Source organism: Marinomonas sp. PE14-40 (genome assembly GCF_051623805.1).
Classification (GTDB): Bacteria; Pseudomonadota; Gammaproteobacteria; order Pseudomonadales; family Marinomonadaceae; genus Marinomonas.
The window spans coordinates 4802945-4827167 of sequence record NZ_CP130700.1 but is presented as its reverse complement, the minus strand read 5'-3'; the positions used below and the strand labels follow the sequence as shown (position 1 = coordinate 4827167).

Genomic DNA, 24223 nt, shown 5'->3' with positions numbered 1-24223 from the left:
AAGCCCTCCTTACAGAGAGCCTCTTTTGGTACCAAAAGATAAATTATTTTAACACAAACAAATGATGTTTCTTTTTACCCAGCTTAACTAGGAAATACTTGTTGTAGTAACCTTTATCAGCAGCAAAAATCTCGGTTGCCAACATATTATCTTGCATGCCTTTCGCTTCCCCGTTTACAAAGACTGAGTTACGTTGCAGAGCGTCTTTAACTTGCTTACCATTTGCCGCCAAGCCAGATTCAGTAAAGAAACTTGTTAAAGGCATATCCGTCAAACTTGATAGTTCAAACTCAGTTGAAGGCAAGCCATCCAATTGAATTTGTGCTAAATCTTGTTCACTAAGATCTGCCGCTTCACCACTAAACAAAGCTTGAGTAATACGTTCAGCAGCAGCCAAACCGTCATCACCATGAACAAGGCGCGTAACCTCTTTCGCCAAAATACCTTGTGCTTGTGGTCTGCCTTCTGCTTCTTGATCAGCCTTTTCAATAGCATCAATTTCTTCGACAGATAAGAAAGTAAAATATTTTAAAAACTTGTATACATCAGCATCAGCTGTGTTCAGCCAAAATTGGAAAAAGGCATACTGGCTCGTCTTTTTCGAATCTAGCCAAATTGTGCCAGACTCTGTTTTACCAAATTTTGTGCCATCAGACTTAGTAACAAGCGGCATTGTTAAACCAAATACCTGATTACCATTTTGACGACGAGTTAACTCTGTACCACCGGTAATGTTACCCCATTGGTCACTGCCACCAATTTGTAAACTACAACCATTTAGTCTGTTTAGTTCTGCAAAATCAAATGATTGTAAAATCATATAAGTAAACTCAGTAAATGAGATACCTTCACCTTCACGATTAATACGCTGCTTTACTGACTCTTTTTGAATCATGGCGTTGATCGAGAAATGCTTACCCACATCACGCAAGAAATCTAAGATATTAAGATCTTTCGTCCAATCATAATTGTTAACAACTTCAGCACTGTTAGCATTATCATTAAATTCAATAAACTGACTTACCTGTGTCTTAAGTTTACCAACCCATTCGTTAACGACTTCTGGGCCATTTAACTTTCGCTCTGCCGCTTTAAAACTAGGATCTCCAATCAACCCTGTCGCACCACCAACAAGGGCTAAAGGTTTATGACCAGCTTGCTGAAAACGCTTAAGCATTAGTAGAGGTACCAAACTACCTATGTGCAAACTATCTGCTGTTGGGTCAAAGCCACAATAAAGAGTACGACTTGTCTCATTCAAGTGATTAGCCAGCTCTTCTTCAGCTGTTGTTTGAGCAATTAGCCCACGATTTTGTAGGTCTTTTAAAAGGTCGTTACTACCTATTGTCATAGCGAAATCATTTCCTAATTTTAAAATTCGTATAAGTTAGTTAATTAAAAATCTTGTTTCAGTAAAAGCATTCAATTATAAAGGCATTATTGGTAACATTATAAGGCTTTATTTCAGATTTTAGGTATTCTCTTGGCTAGAACAAATCTTTCAAAACATCTTTTATTACTTGCGGCAACCACATCTATCGTGGCTTTACTTGTTGGCTTTGCGCCTTCTGAAGTTGAAGAAACAACAATCAAGCTCGAAGTGCCTCTACAAATAATTTCTATTGACGAAGAAATCGTTAAAACTCAGGTGACAGACACCGAAGCACCTGCGGTTATCGGCACTCAGATAGGGCTTCCAACACCATCAGGCTTGGTCAAACATGACCCCAGCTACATTACTCAACAAGCATCGGTTAAATCAGGTGACTCATTATCAAAAATACTCTCTTCCCATGGTATTTCTAATCAGGATATTTATCGTGTCTCAAGCGCTGATAAAAAGCCGAAAGAACTAACCAGAATGAGACCAGGGCAACAGCTAGAATTTGTTAAAGACAAGAATACAGATGAGCTTATCAGCCTTAAGCTAATTAAAAACCAGCTTGAAACCATTGCCTTTGAAAAAACAGACGGTAAGTTTGTTAGCAGTAAAGTTGTAAGAGAACCAGAGACAGTTAATGTTTACAAAGAAGCGACAATCAGTAACTCTCTATTTCTGGATGGTTTAAAGGCTGGCATCAGCCAATCCATGCTCATTGAAATGGCAAATATTTTTGGCTGGGATATCGATTTTGCACTAGACCTGAGAAACGGAGATACTTTTAGTCTTTTATTTGAAGAAAAGTATTTAGATGGTCAATCCATAGGGTTTGGAAACATACTTGCCGCACAATTTGTTAACAACGGCCGTGTTTATCAAGCCATTCGTTATGAAACAAATAAAGGCGCTCATTATTACACACCAGACGGCCTTTCAATGCGTAAAACCTTTTTACGTACTCCTGTTGATTTCACTCGTATTTCATCAAAATTTAACCCGAATCGTTTACACCCAATTTTCAAAACTACACGACCACATCGTGGCGTAGATTATGCAGCATCTAAAGGCACACCCGTTAAAGCGTCAGGTGATGGCAAGGTAATCTTTAAGGGCAAGCAAAATGGTTATGGAAATGTTGTCATTCTTGATCACGGTCGTGGCTATACGACTCTCTATGCCCATTTAAATGGCTTCTCACGCAAAATTAAACGTGGCGGTAGAGTAAAACAAGGCCAAACAATAGCGTTTGTTGGCCAAACAGGTTACGCAACAGGGCCTCACTTGCATTATGAATTCCGAATCAATGGGACTCACAAGAATCCTGTAACGGTTAAATTGCCTAACGATGAACCTATGGCTAAAAAAGATCTAAAAGACTACCTGCCTTATGCTCAAACCATGGCAAGTGCATTAGAAAGCTACCACTCACCAGACTATATGCAAAAGCTAGCGAGTATTAAAAGGTAGCTCTCTTTAGCCACAAATTTTAAGCAAAAAAAAAGCAGCCAATTGGCTGCTTTTTTACTATCTAAATCTAAAAAAGAATTAGATAGAAGTATCGATAAAGTCAACAAGCTGACTTTTAGAAACAGCACCAACTTTAGTTGCTACTACTTCACCACCTTTAACAACCAATAAGGTTGGGATACCGCGTACATTGTACTTAGGTGCTGTATCAGGATTTTCGTCAACGTTGATTTTAACAACTTTGATTTTTCCTTCCATTTCACCAGCAACATCTTCAAGTACTGGACCAATCATTTTACAAGGACCACACCAAGGAGCCCAAAAATCAACTACTACAGGTAGTTCAGAGTTCAGCACTTCGTCTTGAAACTGTGCATCGGTAATTTGGATAGTATTATCACCCATTTGAAATTCCTTAAATCATATTATCTTTGAATATGTGCTAGTTTAGCACTTTTTTATAGGTGTAAAAATGAGTTCCTACTACTAACTCAATAGTAAAAAACTATTTTCTTATTCCTTAAACTTTCGCTGACTTAATTTTTCGCAATCATATCAGCAATAACTTCAGGTAATTCTTCTAGAGAATGCACTTCTGCATCTGGTCGACTTGGCCACTTATCCTGCCAACGTCTTGCGCCATGACGATTAAACCAAATACTACGACCACCTACTTGATTGATACCATTAACATCATCGTGCACATTATCACCAACATGAATCAGATTATTAACATCAACACCTGCCAATTTGGCGGTCTTGAGAAAGATATCTGCATTCGGCTTTGCGATACCTTCTTTATCAGCCCTTACAGCGAATTCAAAAGAGTCTGACAAACCAACATCGGGATGAAAGACATCAGCATTACCGTTTGTAATAACCGCTAAGCGGTAGTGATTGGCCAGTTGCCACAGAACCTTTTTAGTTCCTGGGTATAAATCAACTTTTTGGCGCCATTCATGAAAATAATCAAATGCTGTTTGGGCAACAACAGAAGCTTCTTCTTTAGGTAAACCAAAATCCTGTAAAGCTATTCGGTAAACTTCAACTCGTAAACGTGAAATATCAGCTCTAAGTTCAGATGAGTCTTCCAGAAGTTGCTGCTTCAGTTTAAATAAAGCCGCTTGATCAAACGCTTGATTGAAGCCTGGAAACCTATCTTCAAACCAATGAAACATCGCCTGATCTGCTCTTACAATAACAGGCTCTACATCCCACAGGGTATTATCAAGATCAAAGGTAATTAATCGTGTCACGGTAGCAACCTTATTAAAATAGCACTTAGAATTTCAGACAAATACTCAAGAAACAACACGCCTTTTTCACGTTTAAATTTCTCCAGTTCCTCACTCCCTAAAGCTAAAACACCAATGTACCTATCCGCACCTTGATAATGAGACACCAAAGGTAACACCGCAGAAGACATAATTTGATCAGCTTTATCTTGAAACAGATACTGGGCTTCATCAACAGACAAAGCACCGCAATAACAACCTGTTTTTAACAACACTTCTTTGAGCACAGGACCTGCTTGATGCATAGGAGTAACTCGAATATTAGTATCCAGCTCTTTCTCTGAGAAAAGCACCAGAGAATGCAATTTAATATTAAAGTCATCACGAATCACATCATCTAGCATGATAGAAAATTCGTCTAAATTAGTGCAAACCATGCCAGCCAGCACAAGGCGGCGGCTTTTGTGCATAATAGACTCATTTTCACGGGCAACATCGACTAAGCGTTCAAACTGGCTCTTATAGTCTTCAGCCGATTTGCGTAATAAAAACACCTGACGCTCAATTAAAGAAACCGTATTATTTGGCTCCAATGCATGGGGCACATCTAAGGTTTCTAACAAATCCAAATGATCATGAAAAAACTTCGGATTAGCTTTTAAGAATTCAATTACGCTAGCTTCGGTCATATTACCTCTTTATAGATATATCTGGCCTTCAAATACTTTGGCGGTTGGTCCTGTCATTAAAATTGGATGACCTTCACCTTGCCATTCAATCGTTAATTCACCACCGAGTAAGTTTGCTTTAACTTTAGCTGCAAGCCAGCCTTGCTTAATACCAGCAACCACAGCAGCACAAGTTCCTGTCCCACAAGCTTGAGTTTCCCCAACGCCTCGCTCATAAACTCTTAAATTTATTTCAGAATCAGAAACGATCTGCATAAAACCAACATTGACATTATTTGGAAATAATTCATGGCTCTCTATCGCTTCACCAACTTGCTCAACATAAGCATCTTCCAAACTATCAACTTTATGCACTGCATGTGGATTTCCAACAGATACAGGCGTAATTTGATATTCCGAACCGGCAACAGGGATATCATAAAATGCCCCATTTGCCTTACCAGTAAACGGCAGATCAGCAGGTTCAAAGCTTGGAACCCCCATATCAACTGTGACTAAACCACCCGCTAATACACGTAACTGGATAGGTCCATTTTTGGTTTCAACATTAATGATATCTTTATCGATCAACTCTTTATCTTGCACAAAAGTCGCGAAACAACGAGCGCCATTACCACAGTGCTCAACTTCACTACCGTCACAATTAAAAATTCGGTATCTAAAATCCATATCAGGGTTCGTTGGCGGTTCAACTAAAAGCAGTTGGTCAAAGCCAATCCCCGTATGACGATCGCCGAGACGAGCTATCATATCTTTATTAAAATAGACTTTACGACTCACGGCATCAACCACAACAAAGTCATTCCCTAGACCATGCATTTTGGTAAATTTAAGCAACAAAATTAGGCTCCTTTTCTTATTCAGGTAAAATTTGCTCACCAGCTAACTGATGATCAATAGTTTCACGAGAACGAATAAGGTGAGCTTTATCACCATCAACCATTACTTCCGCAGCACGGTTACGGCTATTGTAGTTAGATGACATAGTGAAGCCATAAGCACCAGCTGATCTAACAGCCAATAAATCGCCTGCTTCTAAATCAAGCTCTCTATCTTTGCCCAAAAAGTCTCCTGTTTCACAAACAGGTCCAACAAGGTCATACACCTTCTTGTTTTCAGTCTCTTTTGCTTTTAGTTTAACGGGCACAATGTCCATCCAAGCGCTATACAAAGAAGGACGAATAAGGTCATTCATAGCGCCATCGATAATGGCAAAGTTTTTATGCTCAGAGCACTTTAAGAACTCAACTTGAGTCACAAGTAACCCTGCATTAGCAGCGATAGAACGGCCTGGTTCGAATGCAAGAGAGAAATTTCTGTTAGCGACCTTAGGCAATACTAATGCGGCATAGTCAGCAGGTACTGGCGGCACTTCATCACGATAGCGAACACCTAAACCACCACCCAAATCAACATGCTTAATTTCAATACCAGATAATGCCAGTTCATCAATCAACATCAACAAACGATCAAACGCATCAATAAAAGGTGTTAGCTCGGTTAACTGAGAACCGATATGACAATCCACACCCATTACATCAAGGTGAGGCAGCTCATGGGCGATTTTATAAATGCGAACAGCATCATTAATATCGATACCAAATTTATTTTCTTTTAACCCAGTTGAAATATAAGGATGGGTTTTAGCATCTACGTCTGGGTTCACTCTTAGTGATACCGGTGCTTTTTTACCTAACTTTGCAGCCACGTCATTTAAACGATATAACTCATACTCAGACTCAATGTTGAAGCAATGAATACCTACTTCAAGTGCACGCTCCATTTCATGAGCCTGCTTTCCTAAACCAGAAAACATCACTTTATTAGCATCACCACCAGCGCGAAGAACACGCTCTAGCTCACCAACAGAAACGATATCAAAACCCGCCCCCATTTTGGCTAATACATTTAAAATAGCGATATTTGAACAGGCTTTTACTGCATAACAAATTAAGGATGGATGTGAAGCAAACGCATCAGCATACGCCTTATAATGACGTTCTAATGTTTCTCTCGAATAAACATAACACGGCGTACCATGCTGCTCAGCAATACTTGCTATTGAGACATTCTCGGCCATTAAGGCCTGATCTTTGTAATTAAAAAAGTCCACTAAACTTTACCCTTATTGATTGGTCTGGCTAGGCTGTGCTGGCCCATTATCGGCTGTTGGCAAATACAATGCCCCCTTATTACCGCATGCAACTAAGAGGGATGTAACAAATACAACAGCAAGCAACCTAGACATATTATTTTCTCATAATTTATACTGCCGACAGTATACGTGTGGAGCGTTCAAAGCCCAACCCCGAAGCGAAAAAACCAGCCCCTTTATCCCCACTTTTTTGCTATAGCCTTATGCTGCTTTTAAAATTCTTAAACCTACTTTCTATGAACAAGCATGAAGAATCGAAAAACATCGATTCTCACTCTGAATAGGGTTAAAATTTGCTTAATTAAGCTCACACAAGAAACCATGAATACACCTTCACCCATCTCATCTAACAATAAGTTTACTTTTGTTATTATTCTCATCATTGCACTTGGCCTGCATCTTATGATTCTTTCGCCTTGGATAGCCCCGTACCTAGGTTTTAGCTTGCCAGAAGAAACAAAGCAGCAAACAAAACCAGCACTCAGTTTACGCTTAATAAAAGGGACAGAGTTAATACCGAATAGCGCCACAGGTGCTAAGACTCAGCTAACCTCTCCAGAAACAGACATACAAGCTGATACTTTTATTGACCTAAACCCAGCCAGCACGAAAAACAGCAGTTTATTGAGCACAACAGATGACGCGGCTCTTTTTTCAACAACAGAAATAACCCAAGAGAACGGTAAGAAATTAATCGACAGTGCGCCATTTCAAATTGAAAAAAAGCAGCAGGAAGCGACAAAACAAAGCTTGTCTCAAAGCTTAGAAAGCACTCAAGCAGAGAGTTTTGATAATAGTTTCGAAACAACATCATCAGATGAAGAACTAGAAAATGTTTTTTCTGAACAAACCAGAGCGCAAATAATACTTGCCAAAGAAGAACAAGCAGAATATGAAAATGCTCAGGTAGAAGAGGAGGTTTACGCCATTACTGAGGACTCGGATGGCACACGTTATGTCAACATTAAAGGGGTTTGCTGGCGCATACCTCCCCAAGGAAGTGAAGAAGCATGGACCATAGTTTATGCGGGGTGTTCAGGGCAGACAAAAACCTTCAACTTAGAAATCAATATTGGTATGGATATTTTAGGCCCTGATTCACCATTAGCAATTGATTAAATCAAATTAGAATAAGCGAACCCATTAGGGTTCAAACTTCTCAAGTCGTATGGTTACCCTACGGTTTCTCTCACGATTCGAACGTGTTTTATTATCTATCGTTGGATAACGTTCACCATGGTATCGCGAAATAATTTTCTCAACCGCAACACCTTGCTCTAACAAATAAGCCGTAACTGCTTCGGCTCGTTGTTTCGATAGTTCTCGGTTGTCTCTTCTTGAACCCAATGAATCTGTATGACCATCAATATAGATATATTCAACACTTGGATCATTCGCGACATAAAGAGCAACAAGATCCAACCTATCCTGCATTCTGGTTGAAAGTAACACGCCATTTTCAGGAAAGAGCACTGCAGATCGAGCAATTTGATCGTAATTAACGGGTAATAAACTCGCCATACAACGTCTAAATTCGTTGTAAGCAGGAGCGAAATTAATATTCGTTAAAGCAACTTCAATGGTTTCGCGACCACTTTCCCAAGCACTACCAGCCAATACGGGGTGTAACCCTTTATTTAAGCTCGTCAGCATGCGTTCAGCCACCTTTCCACCCACTTCGACAGTCATACCATAACCTGGATAAGCCAATACTTCTAATGTTTCAGGTTTTAATCCTGGAGACCAGTTAGGTGCCTGAGAGATTATATATACATTGCCCGGCCCCAATTTTTCATTGCCTGGGTTAAGGATGAATTTCATGGGTTCACCTGCATTTTTAATAAAATGCCCTTCCCCATAATACATAATGGGATGACTTAAACTACAGGAAAAAATATCACCCGAAAGAAGCCACTGGGCTTCGTTCAAGTCAGATTGATAACGAGTTATGGCCTGTGACGAAGCACTAAATCCAACACCAAGCGTACAAACAGCTGGTATTAGTATTTTTTTCAATTTTTTTAGTACCGCATTTCCCATTAGATATCTCGTTCAAGCTAACAAATGTGTTATGCTGCAATCCTATCCAGCAATAACATTACGAGCAAGTGGCACATTAAGGATTAGTCTTGTCAAACCACCAAAATTCCACCATGCACGAAATTAAAGACCGCTTCCGTGGTTTCTTACCAGTTGTTATCGACGTTGAGACCGCAGGCTTTAATAATAAAACTGACGCATTATTAGAAATCGCTGCCAGCATCCTTAGAATGGATGAAAATGGCGAGCTCTATATCCATGAAACCATTGAGTTCAATGTAAGACCATTTGAAGGTGCAAACCTTGAAAAATCGGCCTTAGAATTTACTGGCATTGACCCTTTTGATCCCGAACGTAAAGATGTGGTTGAAGCAGAAGTGCTAGGCCAAATTTTTAGCAAGGTGAGAAAAGAGCTCAAGTCAGTGGGTTGTAAACGTGCCATTCTAGTTGGCCACAACGCAGCATTTGACCATGGTTTTTTAAATGCAGCAATCGAGCGTTGCGATATCAAACGCAACCCTTTCCACCCATTTTCAAGCTTTGATACGGCGAGCCTTGCTGGTCTTGCTTTTGGTCAAACAGTCCTCGCAAAAGCCTGTGAAGCTGCCGCTATCCCATTTAGTAACGCTGAAGCACATTCTGCAAAATATGATACAGAGAAAACAGCTGAGCTTTTCTGTGAAATCGTAAATAGATGGAAAAGATTAGGTGGCTGGAGTTTAGCAGCACCTGAGTCAATGGATGACATGTCATCTTTTGTCTAGCTAAGCTTTTTTAAGAGGTTATGAGCAAGTTGCCGATAACCTCTTAAAATCTCTCTATACAATTAGTTTGTACTCTCGTAATTGATACGATAGGGTTTATTGTAAAAGCACCTGCTTTGCCAATAGGACACTCAATACACATGGCTAAACCCGCTAAGCATAAACACAGCCCTTTTAAACGCTTGCTTTATTTAGCAACAGGGTGGATATCCTTAATTCTTGGCATAATAGGTGTAGTCCTTCCTCTCCTTCCAACAACCCCTTTTATATTATTGAGTGCTTGGTGTTTCTCTCAATCATCAACACGCTTTCATAGCTGGCTGACATCACATAAATATTTCGGCCCTATCATCCAAGACTGGCAGTCTGATAAAGGCATCCCTAAGAAAAGCCGCAATCGAGCCATCATTTTTATGTGGTGTGGTATGGGACTTTCTATATTTTTGGTCGGCAAATTTTGGGCAACCTTATCTCTCATTTGTATTGGAATTTGCGTCAGCATATATCTACTTCGACTCCCCTTACGTGCAGAGACAAACTAATCACTGATTTATCTAACGCCTTTCTTAAATAACACCTTCAGCTTTTTCAAAATACGCTTTTCAGTCTCGATAAAGTGTCATAAACAAGGATTAACTTGATACATATCAGGACGAAGTGCAGCATTTAAATTAGTCTATTTTTTGATCAGGAAAGTAACCTAAACTCACACCTATAAAATATTACCTGAGTAAGGAGATTCAGATGGCCAATAACCTTTCATATCTCATGCTTGAACATCCCCACTATCGGGATGAAATCAGATTGCTAAATTTGTATAACGCTGAGTTTCAAACCATGGCGGTTGAATATCAGCACCTCACAACACAAATTCAAGCACTAGACGAGTCACAGCCTTGTGATAAATTACGTCGATATCAAAGTCGCCACCAAGCGCTTAATCAAACCATTCAGTCAATGTTAGTCAAACACGCCCTAGCAGCAAAACTTTAAAGGAGTATTTTATGCCTTACCTCCCTATTAGTCAGAGTCTTACCCGCAACATTAGAATAGCTTCCTTTGATCATTGCATTAGCAAGGCTGAAGCAGGCCTGTTAGATAGCTATAAAGAAAGACTTGATAGGCTACAACAGATCAAGCAGAAAAAAGATGCTTCACTGATACTTAACGAAGTATTTGATGAATGCCAAAAATCTGAACACTTAGCGCTAGAAAAACTACAAATCTCAATACAGAAAGCACAAGAAACTGACTACGGGCTTTGTCAGTCATGTCGCAAACCGATTGATGAAAGACGATTAACCATTCTGCCAGATATCAAACATTGCTTTGATTGCAGTCATTGATGATTTGACACAAGTATTTCACTCACAAAGCTACTAAGGTTTTGCGCTTTCCTTAATCTAGATCAAGATATTTTTCTGATACAACCTTATGCTCTAAGCAGGATCAAATAATTATCAACATAAAATTAAGGAAGACACTATGCCTGTAGAGCACCACACTCTAGCCAATGATTTACCTGAGTTTAAGCATGAAATTCACCAACTAAAAATGGAGAATGCTCACTTTAAAAAGTTGTTTGATGAGTACCATGAGCTAACACGTAGTATTGAGAACATGGAGAATGAAGTGACACTCGCGACCACTTCAGAAGAAGAAAAAGCCAAGCATCGCCGTGTTTATTTAAAAGACGAACTGGTTAGCATGCTGAGAAAAGCGCAAGCGACTACCGCTTAAACCGTATTCAGATAAAGCCCTTTTCAACTATTTGATTAGGGCTTTTACATCAAAGTTCAAACGCTAAAATTGCAGAAGCTGTTTCCACCCCCATTTTTGCAAGATCGCCACTTTCAAACTTATAACTAGCCATACTCCCTTCAAGCCACAACCCATCAATCACCGCATTAATTTTCACAGCAGATCTCGATGACTCTTGCTCTGTAACCAACTGCCCATTACTTTCCAAGGTGGCTTTTATAAGCGGCTGTAAAATATTAGTTGTTTCCACATAACCATCACTTCTGATCGCAGCCATTTGCTCATCAATATAGGTAAGAGGTAGAAAATTAGCCCATAACAAAACAGTTCTAGGAGATACGATGGGGAAGGACAAGGTCGCCTCTATAAAACGACGCAAGCGCTCTTTCGCAGGTAGTTGAGAATCCTCAATATTTACCCTAGCGCTTGCATAAATTTGCTCCAAAAGGGCAGCATAAGCGGCCCTTATCAACTCATCTTTACTGGAGAAGTAAAATCGAATGAGTCCATTGGTTACTCCAGCATAGTCAGCGACTTTTCGCACTGTCGCGCCTTGTAACCCTTCATTTTCAATACAGTCTAAAGCCGCTTCTATCAGCTCCTGACGTCGATTATTACCTTCTCTTCTCTTAATAGACATACTAGGTATGCTTTAACCTCGCAATATTGGATTAGTCAAACAGGTAGGCCCTCCTTCACATGCAATGCAAAGGGCATCTCCTTCAAACACATGAACCTTACACCCAGCACTTTGCATCATAACCTTGGTTAAAGGAAAACCATCTATCATAACGCACTCTTTTGGTTTAACAGGTAAAACATTTAAGTTTAAACCGCCACTTGCAAGATACTCTTCAGCTGGGGCATCTAGCAATGTATAGCCTTCTTCCAACAATAGATTATAAAAAGCGGTTGGCATAAGTGGCGAATATATTAACGCTAACTTTTCATCAAGAGGAGAAATCATTGACATTAAATGTAAACAAGCTTCAGCACCATGCCAAACCGGTAAATCAAAACCTATCACATTAATACTAAACGGATTTAAGATTTTATTAAGCTGATCAATACCCTCTCGATTAGAGCGGAAGCCACAGCCAACCACGATAGTATTTTTATTTAACCAAATAAAGTCACCACCTTCTATCATTGCACTTCCAGTCAACTCACCCAAAATAGGCACACCAGCAGCCTGATAAGCCTGTCTATGAAGGTTAGGTTCAGGCACCCTCAATGCCTTCCCCATATTGAGTAAAACAGCCCCATGATCTGTCACTAAAGACGCATCCTGAGTAAACATAGCATCACACAAGCCATCATTATCATCTTCGATCCAGCTAATTTCTGCACCAGACTGTGCAACAATCTTAGCAAAAGCATCATATTGCTCAATGGCCTTAGGAGCATCAAACATAGTGCCGTAATGCCACTCTTTTGCATCTGCAGCAAGCAAGCTAGCCCCAGGACGTCGCATAAGAACACGTTGAATCGGTGCAACCATTGACTGACTACCAAATAGTTTCATCTTTTGAATCTCCTAATTTTTACTTTTTATTTGATCACTTATCACTCAAAGCAATCTTGTTGACATCATTATTATGCAAGTGTATAAATTTATGCAAGCGCATAATTTGATTATTTTAAAAAATCATTTAGAGACTTCAACATGGCCATAAATGAAAAAAACACAAAAAGCAGCATTCTTGAAATCACCAATCTTAGGAAGAGTTTTGGTCAATTAGAAGTTCTCAAAGGAATAGACTTGAGTGCAGAAAAAGGTGACGTCATTGCTCTTATTGGAGGCAGTGGTTCAGGTAAGTCCACCACACTTCGCTGCATCAATATGCTTGAAACACCCAGTGCTGGTGAAATTCGTATTTTTGGTAAAAAAATTGAGCTCATTAGCAATAAACAAGGTGACATGATAGCTAAAGACCAAAAACAGCTTCGTCTCATCCGCCAGAAGCTAGGTATGGTTTTTCAAGGCTTTCACCTTTGGCAACACATGAATATAGAACAAAACATAATCGAAGTACCAACTCAGGTATTTGGCATTCCTAAAGAAGACGCCTTAACCAATGCCCACCAGCTACTAAAACGCGTCGGCCTTTACGATAAGAAGCACCAGTATCCTTGCAACCTTTCTGGTGGCCAACAACAGAGAGCAGCCATAGCCAGAGCGCTTGCAATCAACCCCGAACTAATGCTTTTTGATGAGCCAACATCAGCTTTGGACCCAGAGCTAGTCAGCGAAGTTTTAGCTGTTATGCATGATTTAGCAACTGAAGGTAGAAGCATGATCATAGTCACGCATGAAATGAAGTTCGCTGCGGATGTCGCCAATAAAGTCATGTTTTTGAACGAAGGTAAAGTTGAAGAATTTGGCTCAGCAGCAGAAATTTTCAGCGCGCCAAAATCAGAAAGACTTAAACAATTCATCCATTCAGTTTGTTAATAACAAGAAAAACAGAAGTACCAAATAAAAAACAATCTAATTAGAGGAAGTAAATCATGAAACTTAAAACATCGATTGCGTTAGTAAGCGCTTCAATTATTGGCTTTTTCTCATCCACACTAGCGGCCCAAACCATCAAAGTCGGTATTGCAACTGAACCATATCCACCTTTTTCTGTACCAGATGCATCTGGTAACTATTCGGGTTGGGAAATAGACATAGCCAAAGCAATTTGCGCTCAAGCCAAGCTAGATTGTGAAATAGTTGCAACGGCTTGGGATGGTATTATTCCAGCGCTATTATCTAACAAGATTGATGTCGTGGCAGCATCACTGTCAATAACATCTGATCGTAAACGCGTTATTGATTTTTCTGATAAATATTACCAATCAGGTGCCTCGGTAATAGGTTCAAAAAAGGCTAATTTCAGTAGCACTCCAGATGAACTAGATAACAAAATAATTGGCTTACAAGCCGCCAGTATTCATGTGAAGTTTGCGAAGAAATACTATCCTAATGCCACTATAAAAGAATATCAAAGCCAAGATGAAGCCAACCAAGACCTTTACTCTGGCCGCATAGATGCCACCCAAGCAGATGCGCTTACACTTGAAAGTTTCCTTAATTCAGAACAAGGTAAGAATTGCTGCGACCTAAAAGGCATGGCGGTTAACGATGAAGCCTTATTGGGAGAAGGCATTGGTTTTGGATTACGCAAAGGCAACCCGAAACTAAAAGAGCAACTAAACAATGCCATTAGCGCTATTCGTAAAAATGGCACCTACGATCAAATATCTCAATCTTATTTCTCATTCAATATTTACGGTGAATAAAGCTATTTGGCTAAGTTTGCTGATTAGCTCATATGGGAACCTGCGGATATATCCTCCTGCCTCGGTATGTGGATAAAAGCAGCTAGATTTATGGCGAGGGACGATAACTTAATAGTTGTTCTATTGATGAGGCCCTCAACGTAAAGATAGGCATTTTAGAGCACGTCCTTCGGGTCTTGCAGAAGAGGCAACTTAATCGCTGGCTCCATAACCACACTTCCTAAATTATAGGATGACCTATGTTTATTGATTATCAATCTATGTCTGTTTGGCAGTTATTAGCTTTGGAAGCGCCAGGATGGGGCGGCACCTTATTATCCGGGCTTCTTCTCTCATTAGAAATCGCTATTCTTGGCTTTTTATGTGGGCTTATCATTGGCTTCTTTGGGGCTCTTGGCAAACTGAGCAACAGTGTTATTAGCCGAGACTTATGGGCGTGTTACACAACGTCCGTACGAGCCATTCCTGAACTTGTCCTAATATTACTCATCTATTTTGCTTTGCCAAACCTATTAAATAGTCTCTTAAGCATAATAGGAATCAGTAATATTGAAATTAACGGCTTTGTCGCAGGTGTACTCGTAATATCCTTTGTCCAAGGCGCTTATGCCACTGAAGTGATACGTTCGGCAATGCTTGCTATACCAACAGGACAAATAGAAGCGGCTCACTCATTTGCTATACCCAAATACAAAATTCTGTACCGCATCAGCTTACCTGCCATGCTTCCACATGCTTTACCTGGCCTCTCGAATCTCTGGTTAATTGCGACAAAAGATACCGCATTACTTGCTGTCGTTGGCTTTACTGAGCTAACACTTGCCGCAAGACAAGCGGCAGGCGCCACAAAAGAGCAGCTATTATTTTTAACCGTAGCGGGACTACTTTACTTAAGCATTTCATTACTTTCTGATGCTTTATTTAAGTACCTCATTCGTCGCTCAAACAAAGGACAAATGCATGGATAACCCTTCTTCAATTCAGCCTAATTTAAATCAAAATAAAAAAGCGGCATCCATACTCGAACTAGCTGCATTTAAAGCTTGGTTCATGCCGCATAGGATAATACTTATTGTTATTGCATTAGGTTCAATAGGCGGGCTAATTAACAATCTTAGCTGGTATTGGATTCCTGAATATCAAGAGGCTATTCTGGCTGGCCTTTGGCGTACTCTCATTTTATTAGTCACGAGTTTTATAACAGGTTTTTTACTCGCGATTCCCATTGGCCTAGTTCAAGTCACTGGCCCTGCTTTTTTAGCTAAATTAGCCCAGAGCTTTTGCACTCTTATTAGAGGGACTCCGTTGCTACTGCAAATATGGCTCATTTATTATGGTATTGGTTCTATTTTCCCTGAAATAGAATGGCTGAGAGAGTCATTTTTATGGCCTTATTTAACTGATGCTTGGCCTTATGCATTCATTGCTTTAACCCTATCGGTTGCAGCTTATGAAGGTGAGGTAATGCGTGGGGCTTTTGCAGGTGTACCAAAAGGAGAATTAGAAGCAGCCAAGGCATTTGGCATGCCACCATTTAAAATTTTAACCCGTATTTGGTTACCTAGAGCTGTCCAACGCTCATTACCTGTTATTGGAGGCGAAGTTATTTTACAGCTAAAGGCCACGCCTTTAGTCGCAACTATCACTCTCATTGATACCTATGCAGTGTTCTCAAAAATACGACAAGAGACCTATATCGTCTATGAACCCTTACTCTTCATGACAGCGATATACTTATCTTTAGCAGGTATTATTGCTCTATTATTTAGCTATTTGGAAAAAAGAAATGGGGCACACTAGCCCCATTTCAAATATATTGATAAGAGCTTAATAGGCCTAATCCCAGTTCTTTTTACGCAGCGCCTTAACTTGACCCTTCTGCTTTTTATGGTCAACACGTTTTCGTTGAGAAGACTTAGTTGGCTTGGTTGCCCGTCTCACCTTTTCTACCTTGATCGCATCTAGAATTAAGGCTTTCAGTCTAGCAAGGGCATCCTCTCTATTTAGCTCTTGAGTTCTATGCTGCTGTGCTTTAATAATCACAACACCCTCTTTAGTAATGCGTGAATCCTTAAGCGCTAACAATCGACTTTTATGAAATTCAGGTAACGAAGATGCTTTAATATCAAACCTTAAATGAATAGCAGAAGAAACTTTATTAACATTTTGCCCACCCGCACCTTGAGAGCGAATTGCAGTCAATTCCATTTCATGATCCGCAATAGAGACTGCAATTGATATTTTTAACATGGGCATTTTCCGTACAAATAGACAGGCATTAGACTAAAGTTGTGTGATTTACCTAGTCTAGATTTGATAAAAACGGCATATTGTAACAGTTATCCTAAACATAAAGACATTTTGAGGAAGCAGAGGTTTGAATAAGGTACAATCAGGCCATATTTATTCAGCTTATTTTATGCATTTTTTTGACATTGTTTGGAGCAATTAGATTGACTAAATTTCGACCCTGTATCGACCTTCATCAAGGTAAAGTGAAGCAAATCGTTGGCGGCAGTTTGAATGATCATGGCGCTAAAGAAAACTTTATCAGTGAACATGATGCAGCTTATTATGCAGCTCTCTACAAGGAACATAAGTTAACTGGTGGTCATGTCATCGCCTTAGGGCCTGGTAATAAAGAAGAAGCCATTAAAGCATTAAAAGCCTACCCAAATGGTTTGCAGTTTGGTGGTGGTGTCAATCATAAAAATGCAAGCGAGTTTTTAAAAGCCGGTGCATCTCACCTTATCGTTACCTCTTACCTATTTGAAAATGGCGAATTTTCATGGGACAGATTAGATAGAATAAAACGCGAAACAGGGACAGAAAAGCTCATTTTAGACCTAAGTTGTCGTCGCACCGAAACCGGCTGGAACATCGCTACAGATCGCTGGCAAACAGTCACTTCTACTCAGATAAATTTAGAAAACCTTGAAGAATTAGCCGACCATTGTGATGAGTTTTTAATTCACGCTGCCGATGTTGAAGGTTTACAGGCTGGCATAGATAAAGAATTAGTTGAGTTACTTGGCCAGCATTGCTCTATACCAACTACCTATGCAGGCGGAGCAAGAACCCTTGAAGACTTAGCCTTGGTTCAAACCCTTTCAAAAGGAAAAGTCGATCTAACAATAGGCAGTGCGTTAGATATTTTTGGTGGTGAAGGCGTTACTTTAGAACAATGCATTGAGTGGAATCAAAAAACCTAATTCAATATTTTTTTGCTAGACCCGTTCTGTAAATCCCCCATATTCAGCGTCATTTAGAAGTATTTACGCTCAGATAAGTATTTAATCCTTCTTATCTGAGCGACGATTCGCTAGATCTAGCTGACTACTTTCTTCCTCAACCAGATCAAATCGAAACATCACTAAAATGAAGAGTTGCAGAACAATGGCCGCATAAATAATCAATGGCCAAGCAGAGTGCAATAGTAAGGCAGCCAATAGAGTGAGCAACCCTGAACAATAACAAATGCACTGAACCGCCCATCTAACTTTAGCTGTCACACTAAAGTCATTACCACAAAGATGACAGGTCGCTTTACCAAAAGATCCCATAAAGATATTAAATACATGCCTTAAATCGTGTCCTTGGCAATGGGGACAAGTTAACATCCCAGCCTCCTTTACATCAGTTAAAACCCGATAGCAGTTTTCTTTACTTTACTATCTCTGTTAATTCCCCTTTTAGAAATAACAGACTATTACCCAAATAGAGAACATCCTTAAAGATTAGCGTTATTTATCCTTCATGGACGAGAACTCACGGTCTAAATCAAACTTTTTAGAAGTAACGTATTTTTCCATTTCTTCAATACGACGGCTTGCTTGATTCATCCTATCTCTTGCACGCTTTAATCGAATAGATGATGAGTCCGAATACTTAAACATCTTTTTGGGGCCGTATTGATGGCGCCTTTCATCATACTCATACCTTAATTCACCGCCACCAGGCTTTAGGAAATACCAAAGGCCAATATAAGCAAACAGTGTAAAACCACCAAGAAAGAGAAAGCCTGCAAAGAAGCTAATACGTACAACCCAAGGTTCAATATCAAAATGGTCAGCAAGCCCTGCACAAACACCACCTATATAGCCTTTATCAGGGTTTCTATACAGATTCATATTCCATCCCTTTTGCTTATTCTCATTAAAAATCTGCTGACATCTAGACTTAAATTTATGCTTATTCATCCTACTCTCCTCCCGAAGAAGACTCTCTTTTAGTCTCTTCTTGATTTCGATAAGCTCCACGAGCTTCTTTATCCCGCCAGTTTGGGCTATCGATATCTAAAATTCTTTCCAATATTTCAATTCGATCCGTCAGTTTGTCTGCGGTTTTTAAAAGATCATCTAACTCCACTCTATCTTCCTCCGCTAATCCTTTCGCTGAACGCCTTTTACTAAAATAGTGCAAGACAAGCCAAAGTGGGGCGACAAGCCCCATAAAAATGATGACTGGCACAAAAAAGAAAACAGCCATATTCATAGGTACATCCTTAATAATCTATTAGGTTAAAAGCGCAAATTAATCACGAATTTACTTACTTGCCATCTTAGCTTTGAGTTGTGCTAACTCATCATTAATTTCATCATTCTCTTTTAAAGCATCAATCTCAGATTTAAGGTTTGTTTTTGCATTTGCCCCCATATCCATAGATTCAAGCTCGCCTTCCAAGGTGTCCATACGACGCTCAAAGCGCTCAAACTTATCAAAGGCATCATCCAGATTAGAGCGCTGGTTTTGTCTTCTTACTTTAAGACGATTCTCAACACTTGTTTGACGCATCAACATCGCCTTTTGTTTTGCCTTAGCATCATCTAGTTTAGTTTGAAGCTGAGAAATTTCGTCGTTCAAACTGGCTAAATGCTCATCTAATTCACCTAACTCTTGCTCAATCACATCCACTTCTTTTGCTGTTGCCTGTTTTTCAGATAAAGCGGCACGCGCCAGATCTTCACGACCTTTATCAATTGCCAACATAGCTTTGTCTGTCCACTCAGCGATTTCATCCTTAATTCTGGCAAGACGACGAGCAGCTGTTTTACGATCAGCAATCACCCTGGCAGAACTGGATCTCACTTCAACTAAGGTTTCTTCCATTTCTTGAATAATCATACGAATCATTTTTTGCGGATCTTCTGCCTTATCCAGCAAAGAAGTGATGTTGCTGTTAATGATGTCTGTCATTCTTGAAAATATACCCATTGCATTACTCCTTTAGGAATTAACTTTTAACATTAAGTCTTATGAATTTGTTATGTCTATATCAGGATGTGTGCCAAGTTTTAAAAATGCTTAATTTTCAGTAACTTAATAGATATTAGTATATTTACTGTAAGAAAACCAAAACCATAATGGTTAATAAAACCACAAAAATGGTTTTATTAACCTTAAAAAAAGGCTATTTTAACCATCTCAATTAAAGTAAATCAGACTAAATATGACCTCAAGTCCTCAAAGAGCAATAGGCAGCTCAGCTGCACTTGCCCAAGCCCTAGAACAAGCCTCGGCACTTGCTAGTATCAACCGCCCAGTTCTCGTATTAGGGGAAAGAGGGACAGGTAAAGAGTTAATCGCTGAGAGACTGCACTATCTGTCGCCCCGCTGGGATCAGGCATTTGTGTCCCTTAACTGTGCCACGATTAGTGAAGACTTGATGGAAAGCGAATTATTCGGCCATGAACCTGGGGCCTTTACTGGCGCCCAAAAAATACATCATGGTCGCTTTGAACGCGCCGATGGGGGCTCTCTCTTTTTAGATGAGTTAGGTGCTATGTCCACCAGACTGCAAGAGAAGCTATTAAGAGTCATAGAGTACGGAGAGTTCGAACGTCTTGGTGGCCACAAAACCTTAAAGGTAGATGTACGTTTGATTGCCGCAACCAATGCTGATTTAAAAAACATGGCTGCAAAAGGGGAATTTAGAGCCGATTTACTTGATAGGCTTGCCTTTGATGTAATCCCTACCCCACCTCTTAGAGAGCGCAAAGAAGACATAGAAGAACTGGCTGATTACTTTGCTATGCGTATGAGCATAGAACTAGGTTGGGAGAGCTTTGCAGGCTTTAGTGATAAAGCCATGGAAGCATTAAAACAACATGCTTGGCCTGGCAATATTCGTGAGCTCAAAAACTGTATTGAGCGCTCTGTTTTTAGACAAGGGGAAACTAACGAGCCGCTTGAGAACATCATCATAGACCCTTTTCCTCAGCATTTTAATAGCACTAATACCGAAGAAAAAGTGGCAGAAGAAACAGACAAGCAATCAGCCATAGACACTCAACATACTGAGCCAGTTAAAATATCAAACCAGAAAATTGATTTTAAACAGAGGCTAAATAAATTAGAAAAAGAGCTACTTATTCAAGCATTAGAACAAAACCAACAAAGTCAGAAACAAGCCGCGAAAGCACTAAACCTAAGTTATGACCAAATCCGCGGCTTGATGAAGAAGCATTTGAAATAAAGCAGATTGCCTACATATATAGAGCTATCACAAAGCTTTTATTTCAAGGATGATAAATGACAGACCATAACACTTCATCAGATCTCGACAATCAAGCTGCATTTTCAGACTGCGCTTATGGCGACAGAGAAAAGCTCGCAAGACGCTTCACTCAGTATCTTGATCATAGAAACACCACAAAGGGAGCTTATGTTGCCAACCTCAATGGCGCTTGGGGCACAGGTAAAACTTTCTTTGTTGATAACTGGTGTCAACAACTTAAAGAAGACAATCGACTCGCTATTAAGATAGATGCATGGGAATCGGATTATCTAAAAGATCCTTTGGCGATTATCGTGGCTGAGCTATTGGAGCAAGTGAATGAACAGTCAGGGTTAACAGATTTTACTGAAAAAGAAATTAAAATCGCCAAGCTAACTCTAAAGCTTGTCAAAAATGCCGCACCAACAATCCTTATGGCGCTTGCTAAACATTTCTTAGGCGATGATTGGAAAGAGATCGCACAAGCGCTAGGAACTAGCGCAAAAGACCTAATAGATGATGAAACAAATACAGAATCAACAAAGCTAGGTGAGTTCGGAAAAGAAGTTTTAGCAACTCATAGTAAGCACAAAGAGTTTGTTGAGGCGTTCAGAGATTCTTTTATTCAATTACTTAGTCAAGCAAATGGAAATAATGGACATAGTCACAATAAAAAGACCTACATATTTATCGATGAACTAGACAGATGTCGCCCCACTTACGCAATTGAGATGCTAGAAACAGTCAAACATTTGTTCAACATCCCAAATTTAGTCTTTGTGCTATCTACCGATACAGCTCAGTTAGAACACTCTATTAAAGCTGTGTATGGAGAAGGCTTTGATGCTAGAGAGTACCTAAGCCGCTTTTTTGAGCAAAGACTATTGCTACCAACACCAGACCATTTCACATTTCTAAAATCTAAGAACAGCTTTGAAAGCTTAGGTTTAGATGTAAATAGTCAGCACCTATTCCCAGCAATAGACACGAAAGAAAAAGTCAGTGCGGTTTTGGCGATGTTTTGTGAAGCCAGCAATATATCCCTAAGAAGAACACTCCAGCTTGCAGATAAGCTTGAGATGATTTTATTAAATGTGTTATCTCATGTTTTTGACACATCCAAACAAACTAACCTTTTTGAATTAGTCGCCTGCTTAATAACCAGAGAGCTTTATTTTGATCATGCTGAAAAACTTATTTGGTTATGCACCTATAAAACACCACCAAAAGAGGGAAAAGCTGGATATGAAAATGACCCTAGAATAGTTCATTCAGAAAAGCTAAGTGACAAAATTATGCCTCTGTTAATTTTTGAGAAAAATTTAAGCCGCAAAACTAACCTAGATCTAATAGAAAAAATGATTGAATGGTCAGATAAAGTTCGAAGTATTGGTAATTTCGGCTCGTCAAAAAGTCATATAAAAGAAACCATTCTCGGTAAAGATATAACTAGCGGGCACGATGACTATAAAACTATATTTGATTCAAGCTTTTTATCTTTATCAAACACATTTCAAACCCAAGCAATGCTTAGAAATAAAAGAGAGAGCTTTTTAAGTAAAAAGGATATCGATACTCTAGTCACTCTCAATTCAAATCAAATAGATCATTTTAATGAAGCACAGGCTGCTCCCCCTCACATTCCAGTTGGATTCAATATGTAGTTAAAAATACTCCCCAGTAATTACCCTAGCAGGCTCTCTTTGCATTATGGTTTGACCCTCTTTCACTGAGAGCAGCACTTCACCTTGTTTGCGAATTACGCTGTAGTCGTCTTCACCATCCAGTAAAATAAAGCTAGCAGGCTTACCCACTTCAATACCGTAAACATCTTCTATACAGAGGGTTTTAGCACTGTTATCTGTGATGAAACTCAATGCAGTACTAAAGTCTTGATAACCCATCATTTGGCAAATGTGTAAGGCAAAATCTAAGGTGCGAAGTAGCTTGCCATTACCAAGGGAATACCAAGGATCAAAAATAGAATCTTCCCCAAGGCATACATTGATACCCGCAGCATTAAGCTCTTTAACTCGTGTCACGCCACGGCGTTTAGGATAGGTATCAAATCGGCCCTGCAGGTGAATACTTTCTGTAGGGCAAGAGACAAAGTTGATACCTGAATTCTTTAATAAGCGAAAGAGTTTAGAGCAGTAGGCATTATCGTAAGAATGCATGGCTGTAGTGTGGCTTGCAGTCACTCTGTGCCCCATCTTATTAAACAGGGCTTCACAGGCAAGGAGCTCTAAAAAACGAGAATTAGCATCGTCGGTTTCATCGCAATGCACATCAATTAACTTGTTGTATTTCTGGGCTAATTCAATGATTTTTTTGACTGAGGCTTCGCCTAATTCGCGAGTATATTCAAAGTGTGGAATCCCCCCCACCACATCTGCGCCAATTTCTAGCGCTTCTATCATGAGGTCTAAACCGCCTTCATAAGACAGCAAACCATCTTGTGGAAAAGCCACCACCTGAATATTAATTTTACCCTTTAGCTCATCACGAATAGCACAAAGCGTTTTCACGCCAATCAAACTAGGATCTGTCGTATCTGCATGCGTTCTGACATGTTGCACGCCATTTTCAACAAGGAGCTCTAAGGTTTGATAAACTCGGTTGCGAATATCCTCTTCATTGAGCATGGGCTTACGTTCACTCCAACGCTCTATTCCTTCAAATAAGGTGCCTGAGTTATTCCAGTTTGGCTCGCCAGCGGTTAACGCTGCATCAAGATGGATATGAGGTTCTACAAAAGGCGCACAAGCAAGCTTACCTTGTGCATCAAATACGCCGTCATGCTGAGGTAAATCAAGGTAGTCATGTTGCTCATCAATTGAGGCAAATTGTCCGTTAACTATTTTAATTCTGTGAAGTTCTTTTTTGCCACGTAAGCGTGCGTTAATTAGTTCCTTCATAATTCGCCCTCAAGACTTCTCTGTATTAA

At 39.7% G+C, this 24223-nt stretch carries 30 protein-coding genes; 14 read left to right on the top strand and 16 right to left on the bottom strand.

Annotated features, from left to right (window positions below):
• Nucleotides 1–43: 43 nt before the first annotated feature.
• Nucleotides 44–1351, bottom strand: a complete 1308-nt coding sequence (tyrS, locus tag Q0A08_RS22400; RefSeq protein WP_438463739.1) for a tyrosine--tRNA ligase — start codon at nucleotides 1349–1351, stop codon at nucleotides 44–46.
• Nucleotides 1352–1483: 132 nt separating this feature from the next.
• Between tyrS and Q0A08_RS22395 the strand changes: the two genes are divergently transcribed.
• Nucleotides 1484–2848, top strand: coding sequence for a peptidoglycan DD-metalloendopeptidase family protein (locus tag Q0A08_RS22395; protein WP_438463738.1), 1365 nt, complete (start codon nucleotides 1484–1486; stop codon nucleotides 2846–2848).
• Nucleotides 2849–2926: 78 nt separating this feature from the next.
• On the opposite strand, the gene trxA is transcribed toward Q0A08_RS22395, so the two are convergent.
• The 6 genes from trxA to lptM all read right to left on the bottom strand — a co-directional run bounded on the left by trxA (nucleotide 2927) and on the right by lptM (nucleotide 7020).
• Nucleotides 2927–3253, bottom strand: coding sequence for a thioredoxin TrxA (gene trxA / locus Q0A08_RS22390; protein WP_046016973.1), 327 nt, complete (start codon nucleotides 3251–3253; stop codon nucleotides 2927–2929).
• Nucleotides 3254–3384: 131 nt separating this feature from the next.
• Entirely contained in the window at nucleotides 3385–4104 is a 720-nt protein-coding gene (locus tag Q0A08_RS22385) for an HAD-IA family hydrolase (RefSeq protein ID WP_438463737.1), read from the bottom strand.
• On the bottom strand, nucleotides 4101–4772 hold the full coding sequence (locus Q0A08_RS22380) for a DUF484 family protein (RefSeq protein WP_438463736.1): 672 nt from the start codon (nucleotides 4770–4772) through the stop codon (nucleotides 4101–4103). Before Q0A08_RS22380 ends, Q0A08_RS22385 begins: the two co-directional genes overlap by 4 nt.
• Nucleotides 4773–4781: 9 nt before the next feature.
• A complete protein-coding gene (gene dapF / locus Q0A08_RS22375; protein ID WP_438463735.1) occupies nucleotides 4782–5612 on the bottom strand; it encodes a diaminopimelate epimerase in 831 nt (276 codons plus the stop codon).
• 16 nt (nucleotides 5613–5628) lie between these two features.
• The gene (gene lysA / locus Q0A08_RS22370; RefSeq protein WP_438463734.1) at nucleotides 5629–6885 is read right to left on the bottom strand and encodes a diaminopimelate decarboxylase; all 1257 of its coding nucleotides are present in this window, start codon (nucleotides 6883–6885) and stop codon (nucleotides 5629–5631) included.
• A gap of 12 nt (nucleotides 6886–6897) precedes the next feature.
• A complete protein-coding gene (lptM, locus tag Q0A08_RS22365) occupies nucleotides 6898–7020 on the bottom strand; it encodes an LPS translocon maturation chaperone LptM (protein WP_438463732.1) in 123 nt (40 codons plus the stop codon).
• Nucleotides 7021–7173: 153 nt separating this feature from the next.
• On the opposite strand from lptM, the gene Q0A08_RS22360 reads away from it, so the two are divergent.
• A complete protein-coding gene (locus Q0A08_RS22360; RefSeq protein ID WP_438463731.1) occupies nucleotides 7174–8046 on the top strand; it encodes a hypothetical protein in 873 nt (290 codons plus the stop codon).
• A gap of 24 nt (nucleotides 8047–8070) precedes the next feature.
• On the opposite strand, the gene Q0A08_RS22355 is transcribed toward Q0A08_RS22360, so the two are convergent.
• Nucleotides 8071–8967 (bottom strand): flagellar protein MotY, encoded by an 897-nt coding sequence (locus Q0A08_RS22355; RefSeq protein ID WP_438463730.1) that lies wholly within the window; start codon nucleotides 8965–8967, stop codon nucleotides 8071–8073.
• Nucleotides 8968–9080: 113 nt separating this feature from the next.
• Here Q0A08_RS22355 and rnt point away from each other — a divergent pair, with 113 nt between their 5' ends.
• From rnt to Q0A08_RS22330, 5 genes are all read left to right on the top strand, one after another.
• Entirely contained in the window at nucleotides 9081–9731 is a 651-nt protein-coding gene (gene rnt, locus Q0A08_RS22350; protein WP_046016967.1) for a ribonuclease T, read from the top strand.
• Between the two features lie 140 nt (nucleotides 9732–9871).
• Nucleotides 9872–10273, top strand: coding sequence for a YbaN family protein (locus Q0A08_RS22345; RefSeq protein WP_438463729.1), 402 nt, complete (start codon nucleotides 9872–9874; stop codon nucleotides 10271–10273).
• A 202-nt stretch (nucleotides 10274–10475) separates the two neighbouring features.
• Nucleotides 10476–10724, top strand: a complete 249-nt coding sequence (locus tag Q0A08_RS22340) for a hypothetical protein (RefSeq protein WP_438463728.1) — start codon at nucleotides 10476–10478, stop codon at nucleotides 10722–10724.
• 11 nt (nucleotides 10725–10735) lie between these two features.
• The gene (locus Q0A08_RS22335) at nucleotides 10736–11077 is read left to right on the top strand and encodes a TraR/DksA C4-type zinc finger protein (RefSeq protein WP_438463727.1); all 342 of its coding nucleotides are present in this window, start codon (nucleotides 10736–10738) and stop codon (nucleotides 11075–11077) included.
• 139 nt (nucleotides 11078–11216) lie between these two features.
• Complete coding sequence (locus tag Q0A08_RS22330; RefSeq protein ID WP_438463726.1) at nucleotides 11217–11471, top strand: YdcH family protein; 255 nt, start codon at nucleotides 11217–11219, stop codon at nucleotides 11469–11471.
• 49 nt (nucleotides 11472–11520) lie between these two features.
• Here Q0A08_RS22330 and Q0A08_RS22325 read toward each other — a convergent pair whose 3' ends face one another.
• Both Q0A08_RS22325 and Q0A08_RS22320 read right to left on the bottom strand, forming a co-directional pair.
• Complete coding sequence (locus Q0A08_RS22325; protein ID WP_438463725.1) at nucleotides 11521–12132, bottom strand: TetR family transcriptional regulator C-terminal domain-containing protein; 612 nt, start codon at nucleotides 12130–12132, stop codon at nucleotides 11521–11523.
• 12 nt (nucleotides 12133–12144) lie between these two features.
• Nucleotides 12145–13017, bottom strand: a complete 873-nt coding sequence (locus Q0A08_RS22320) for a dimethylarginine dimethylaminohydrolase family protein (RefSeq protein ID WP_438463723.1) — start codon at nucleotides 13015–13017, stop codon at nucleotides 12145–12147.
• Between the two features lie 141 nt (nucleotides 13018–13158).
• Here Q0A08_RS22320 and Q0A08_RS22315 point away from each other — a divergent pair, with 141 nt between their 5' ends.
• The 4 genes from Q0A08_RS22315 to Q0A08_RS22300 all read left to right on the top strand — a co-directional run bounded on the left by Q0A08_RS22315 (nucleotide 13159) and on the right by Q0A08_RS22300 (nucleotide 16580).
• Nucleotides 13159–13947: an ATP-binding cassette domain-containing protein gene (locus tag Q0A08_RS22315; protein WP_438463722.1), complete on the top strand. Its 789-nt coding sequence runs from the start codon at nucleotides 13159–13161 to the stop codon at nucleotides 13945–13947.
• Between the two features lie 56 nt (nucleotides 13948–14003).
• Nucleotides 14004–14780 (top strand): transporter substrate-binding domain-containing protein, encoded by a 777-nt coding sequence (locus tag Q0A08_RS22310; RefSeq protein WP_438463721.1) that lies wholly within the window; start codon nucleotides 14004–14006, stop codon nucleotides 14778–14780.
• A 239-nt stretch (nucleotides 14781–15019) separates the two neighbouring features.
• Nucleotides 15020–15748, top strand: coding sequence for an ABC transporter permease (locus Q0A08_RS22305; protein ID WP_438463720.1), 729 nt, complete (start codon nucleotides 15020–15022; stop codon nucleotides 15746–15748).
• The gene (locus tag Q0A08_RS22300; RefSeq protein WP_438463719.1) at nucleotides 15741–16580 is read left to right on the top strand and encodes an ABC transporter permease; all 840 of its coding nucleotides are present in this window, start codon (nucleotides 15741–15743) and stop codon (nucleotides 16578–16580) included. The genes Q0A08_RS22305 and Q0A08_RS22300 overlap by 8 nt, the downstream gene beginning before the upstream one ends.
• Before the next feature lie 36 nt (nucleotides 16581–16616).
• Here the strand turns inward: Q0A08_RS22300 and arfB are convergent, their stop codons facing one another.
• A complete protein-coding gene (gene arfB / locus Q0A08_RS22295; protein WP_438463718.1) occupies nucleotides 16617–17030 on the bottom strand; it encodes an alternative ribosome rescue aminoacyl-tRNA hydrolase ArfB in 414 nt (137 codons plus the stop codon).
• Nucleotides 17031–17233: 203 nt separating this feature from the next.
• On the opposite strand from arfB, the gene hisA reads away from it, so the two are divergent.
• Nucleotides 17234–17992, top strand: a complete 759-nt coding sequence (hisA, locus tag Q0A08_RS22290) for a phosphoribosylformimino-5-aminoimidazole carboxamide ribotide isomerase (RefSeq protein WP_438463717.1) — start codon at nucleotides 17234–17236, stop codon at nucleotides 17990–17992.
• 81 nt (nucleotides 17993–18073) lie between these two features.
• On the opposite strand, the gene Q0A08_RS22285 is transcribed toward hisA, so the two are convergent.
• The 4 genes from Q0A08_RS22285 to pspA form a co-directional block, all read right to left on the bottom strand.
• Nucleotides 18074–18400, bottom strand: coding sequence for a hypothetical protein (locus Q0A08_RS22285; protein WP_438463716.1), 327 nt, complete (start codon nucleotides 18398–18400; stop codon nucleotides 18074–18076).
• 123 nt (nucleotides 18401–18523) lie between these two features.
• Nucleotides 18524–18979 (bottom strand): PspC domain-containing protein, encoded by a 456-nt coding sequence (locus tag Q0A08_RS22280; RefSeq protein ID WP_438463715.1) that lies wholly within the window; start codon nucleotides 18977–18979, stop codon nucleotides 18524–18526.
• A gap of 1 nt (nucleotide 18980) precedes the next feature.
• Nucleotides 18981–19274, bottom strand: a complete 294-nt coding sequence (gene pspB / locus Q0A08_RS22275) for an envelope stress response membrane protein PspB (protein ID WP_438463714.1) — start codon at nucleotides 19272–19274, stop codon at nucleotides 18981–18983.
• 51 nt (nucleotides 19275–19325) lie between these two features.
• Nucleotides 19326–19994, bottom strand: a complete 669-nt coding sequence (pspA, locus tag Q0A08_RS22270) for a phage shock protein PspA (protein ID WP_438463713.1) — start codon at nucleotides 19992–19994, stop codon at nucleotides 19326–19328.
• 235 nt (nucleotides 19995–20229) lie between these two features.
• Between pspA and pspF the strand changes: the two genes are divergently transcribed.
• Together pspF and Q0A08_RS22260 are read left to right on the top strand one after the other, a co-directional pair.
• Entirely contained in the window at nucleotides 20230–21255 is a 1026-nt protein-coding gene (gene pspF, locus Q0A08_RS22265) for a phage shock protein operon transcriptional activator (protein ID WP_438463712.1), read from the top strand.
• Nucleotides 21256–21311: 56 nt separating this feature from the next.
• Nucleotides 21312–22940: a KAP family P-loop NTPase fold protein gene (locus Q0A08_RS22260; RefSeq protein WP_438463711.1), complete on the top strand. Its 1629-nt coding sequence runs from the start codon at nucleotides 21312–21314 to the stop codon at nucleotides 22938–22940.
• Here the strand turns inward: Q0A08_RS22260 and codA are convergent, their stop codons facing one another.
• Nucleotides 22941–24194, bottom strand: coding sequence for a cytosine deaminase (gene codA / locus Q0A08_RS22255; RefSeq protein ID WP_438463710.1), 1254 nt, complete (start codon nucleotides 24192–24194; stop codon nucleotides 22941–22943).
• Nucleotides 24195–24223 lie beyond the last annotated feature (29 nt).

Coding starts and splice junctions, on each gene's coding strand:
- tyrS (WP_438463739.1), bottom strand. CDS start 1,351: ATGACAATAGGTAGTAACGACCTTTTAAAAGACCTACAAAATCGTGGG.
- trxA (WP_046016973.1), bottom strand. CDS start 3,253: ATGGGTGATAATACTATCCAAATTACCGATGCACAGTTTCAAGACGAA.
- Q0A08_RS22380 (WP_438463736.1), bottom strand. CDS start 4,772: ATGACCGAAGCTAGCGTAATTGAATTCTTAAAAGCTAATCCGAAGTTT.
- lptM (WP_438463732.1), bottom strand. CDS start 7,020: ATGTCTAGGTTGCTTGCTGTTGTATTTGTTACATCCCTCTTAGTTGCA.
- Q0A08_RS22360 (WP_438463731.1), top strand. CDS start 7,174: ATGAAGAATCGAAAAACATCGATTCTCACTCTGAATAGGGTTAAAATT.
- Q0A08_RS22355 (WP_438463730.1), bottom strand. CDS start 8,967: ATGGGAAATGCGGTACTAAAAAAATTGAAAAAAATACTAATACCAGCT.
- rnt (WP_046016967.1), top strand. CDS start 9,081: ATGCACGAAATTAAAGACCGCTTCCGTGGTTTCTTACCAGTTGTTATC.
- Q0A08_RS22345 (WP_438463729.1), top strand. CDS start 9,872: ATGGCTAAACCCGCTAAGCATAAACACAGCCCTTTTAAACGCTTGCTT.
- Q0A08_RS22340 (WP_438463728.1), top strand. CDS start 10,476: ATGGCCAATAACCTTTCATATCTCATGCTTGAACATCCCCACTATCGG.
- Q0A08_RS22335 (WP_438463727.1), top strand. CDS start 10,736: ATGCCTTACCTCCCTATTAGTCAGAGTCTTACCCGCAACATTAGAATA.
- Q0A08_RS22330 (WP_438463726.1), top strand. CDS start 11,217: ATGCCTGTAGAGCACCACACTCTAGCCAATGATTTACCTGAGTTTAAG.
- Q0A08_RS22325 (WP_438463725.1), bottom strand. CDS start 12,132: ATGTCTATTAAGAGAAGAGAAGGTAATAATCGACGTCAGGAGCTGATA.
- Q0A08_RS22320 (WP_438463723.1), bottom strand. CDS start 13,017: ATGAAACTATTTGGTAGTCAGTCAATGGTTGCACCGATTCAACGTGTT.
- Q0A08_RS22315 (WP_438463722.1), top strand. CDS start 13,159: ATGGCCATAAATGAAAAAAACACAAAAAGCAGCATTCTTGAAATCACC.
- Q0A08_RS22310 (WP_438463721.1), top strand. CDS start 14,004: ATGAAACTTAAAACATCGATTGCGTTAGTAAGCGCTTCAATTATTGGC.
- Q0A08_RS22305 (WP_438463720.1), top strand. CDS start 15,020: ATGTTTATTGATTATCAATCTATGTCTGTTTGGCAGTTATTAGCTTTG.
- Q0A08_RS22300 (WP_438463719.1), top strand. CDS start 15,741: ATGGATAACCCTTCTTCAATTCAGCCTAATTTAAATCAAAATAAAAAA.
- arfB (WP_438463718.1), bottom strand. CDS start 17,030: ATGTTAAAAATATCAATTGCAGTCTCTATTGCGGATCATGAAATGGAA.
- Q0A08_RS22285 (WP_438463716.1), bottom strand. CDS start 18,400: ATGTTAACTTGTCCCCATTGCCAAGGACACGATTTAAGGCATGTATTT.
- Q0A08_RS22280 (WP_438463715.1), bottom strand. CDS start 18,979: ATGAATAAGCATAAATTTAAGTCTAGATGTCAGCAGATTTTTAATGAG.
- pspB (WP_438463714.1), bottom strand. CDS start 19,274: ATGAATATGGCTGTTTTCTTTTTTGTGCCAGTCATCATTTTTATGGGG.
- pspA (WP_438463713.1), bottom strand. CDS start 19,994: ATGGGTATATTTTCAAGAATGACAGACATCATTAACAGCAACATCACT.
- pspF (WP_438463712.1), top strand. CDS start 20,230: ATGACCTCAAGTCCTCAAAGAGCAATAGGCAGCTCAGCTGCACTTGCC.
- Q0A08_RS22260 (WP_438463711.1), top strand. CDS start 21,312: ATGACAGACCATAACACTTCATCAGATCTCGACAATCAAGCTGCATTT.
- codA (WP_438463710.1), bottom strand. CDS start 24,194: ATGAAGGAACTAATTAACGCACGCTTACGTGGCAAAAAAGAACTTCAC.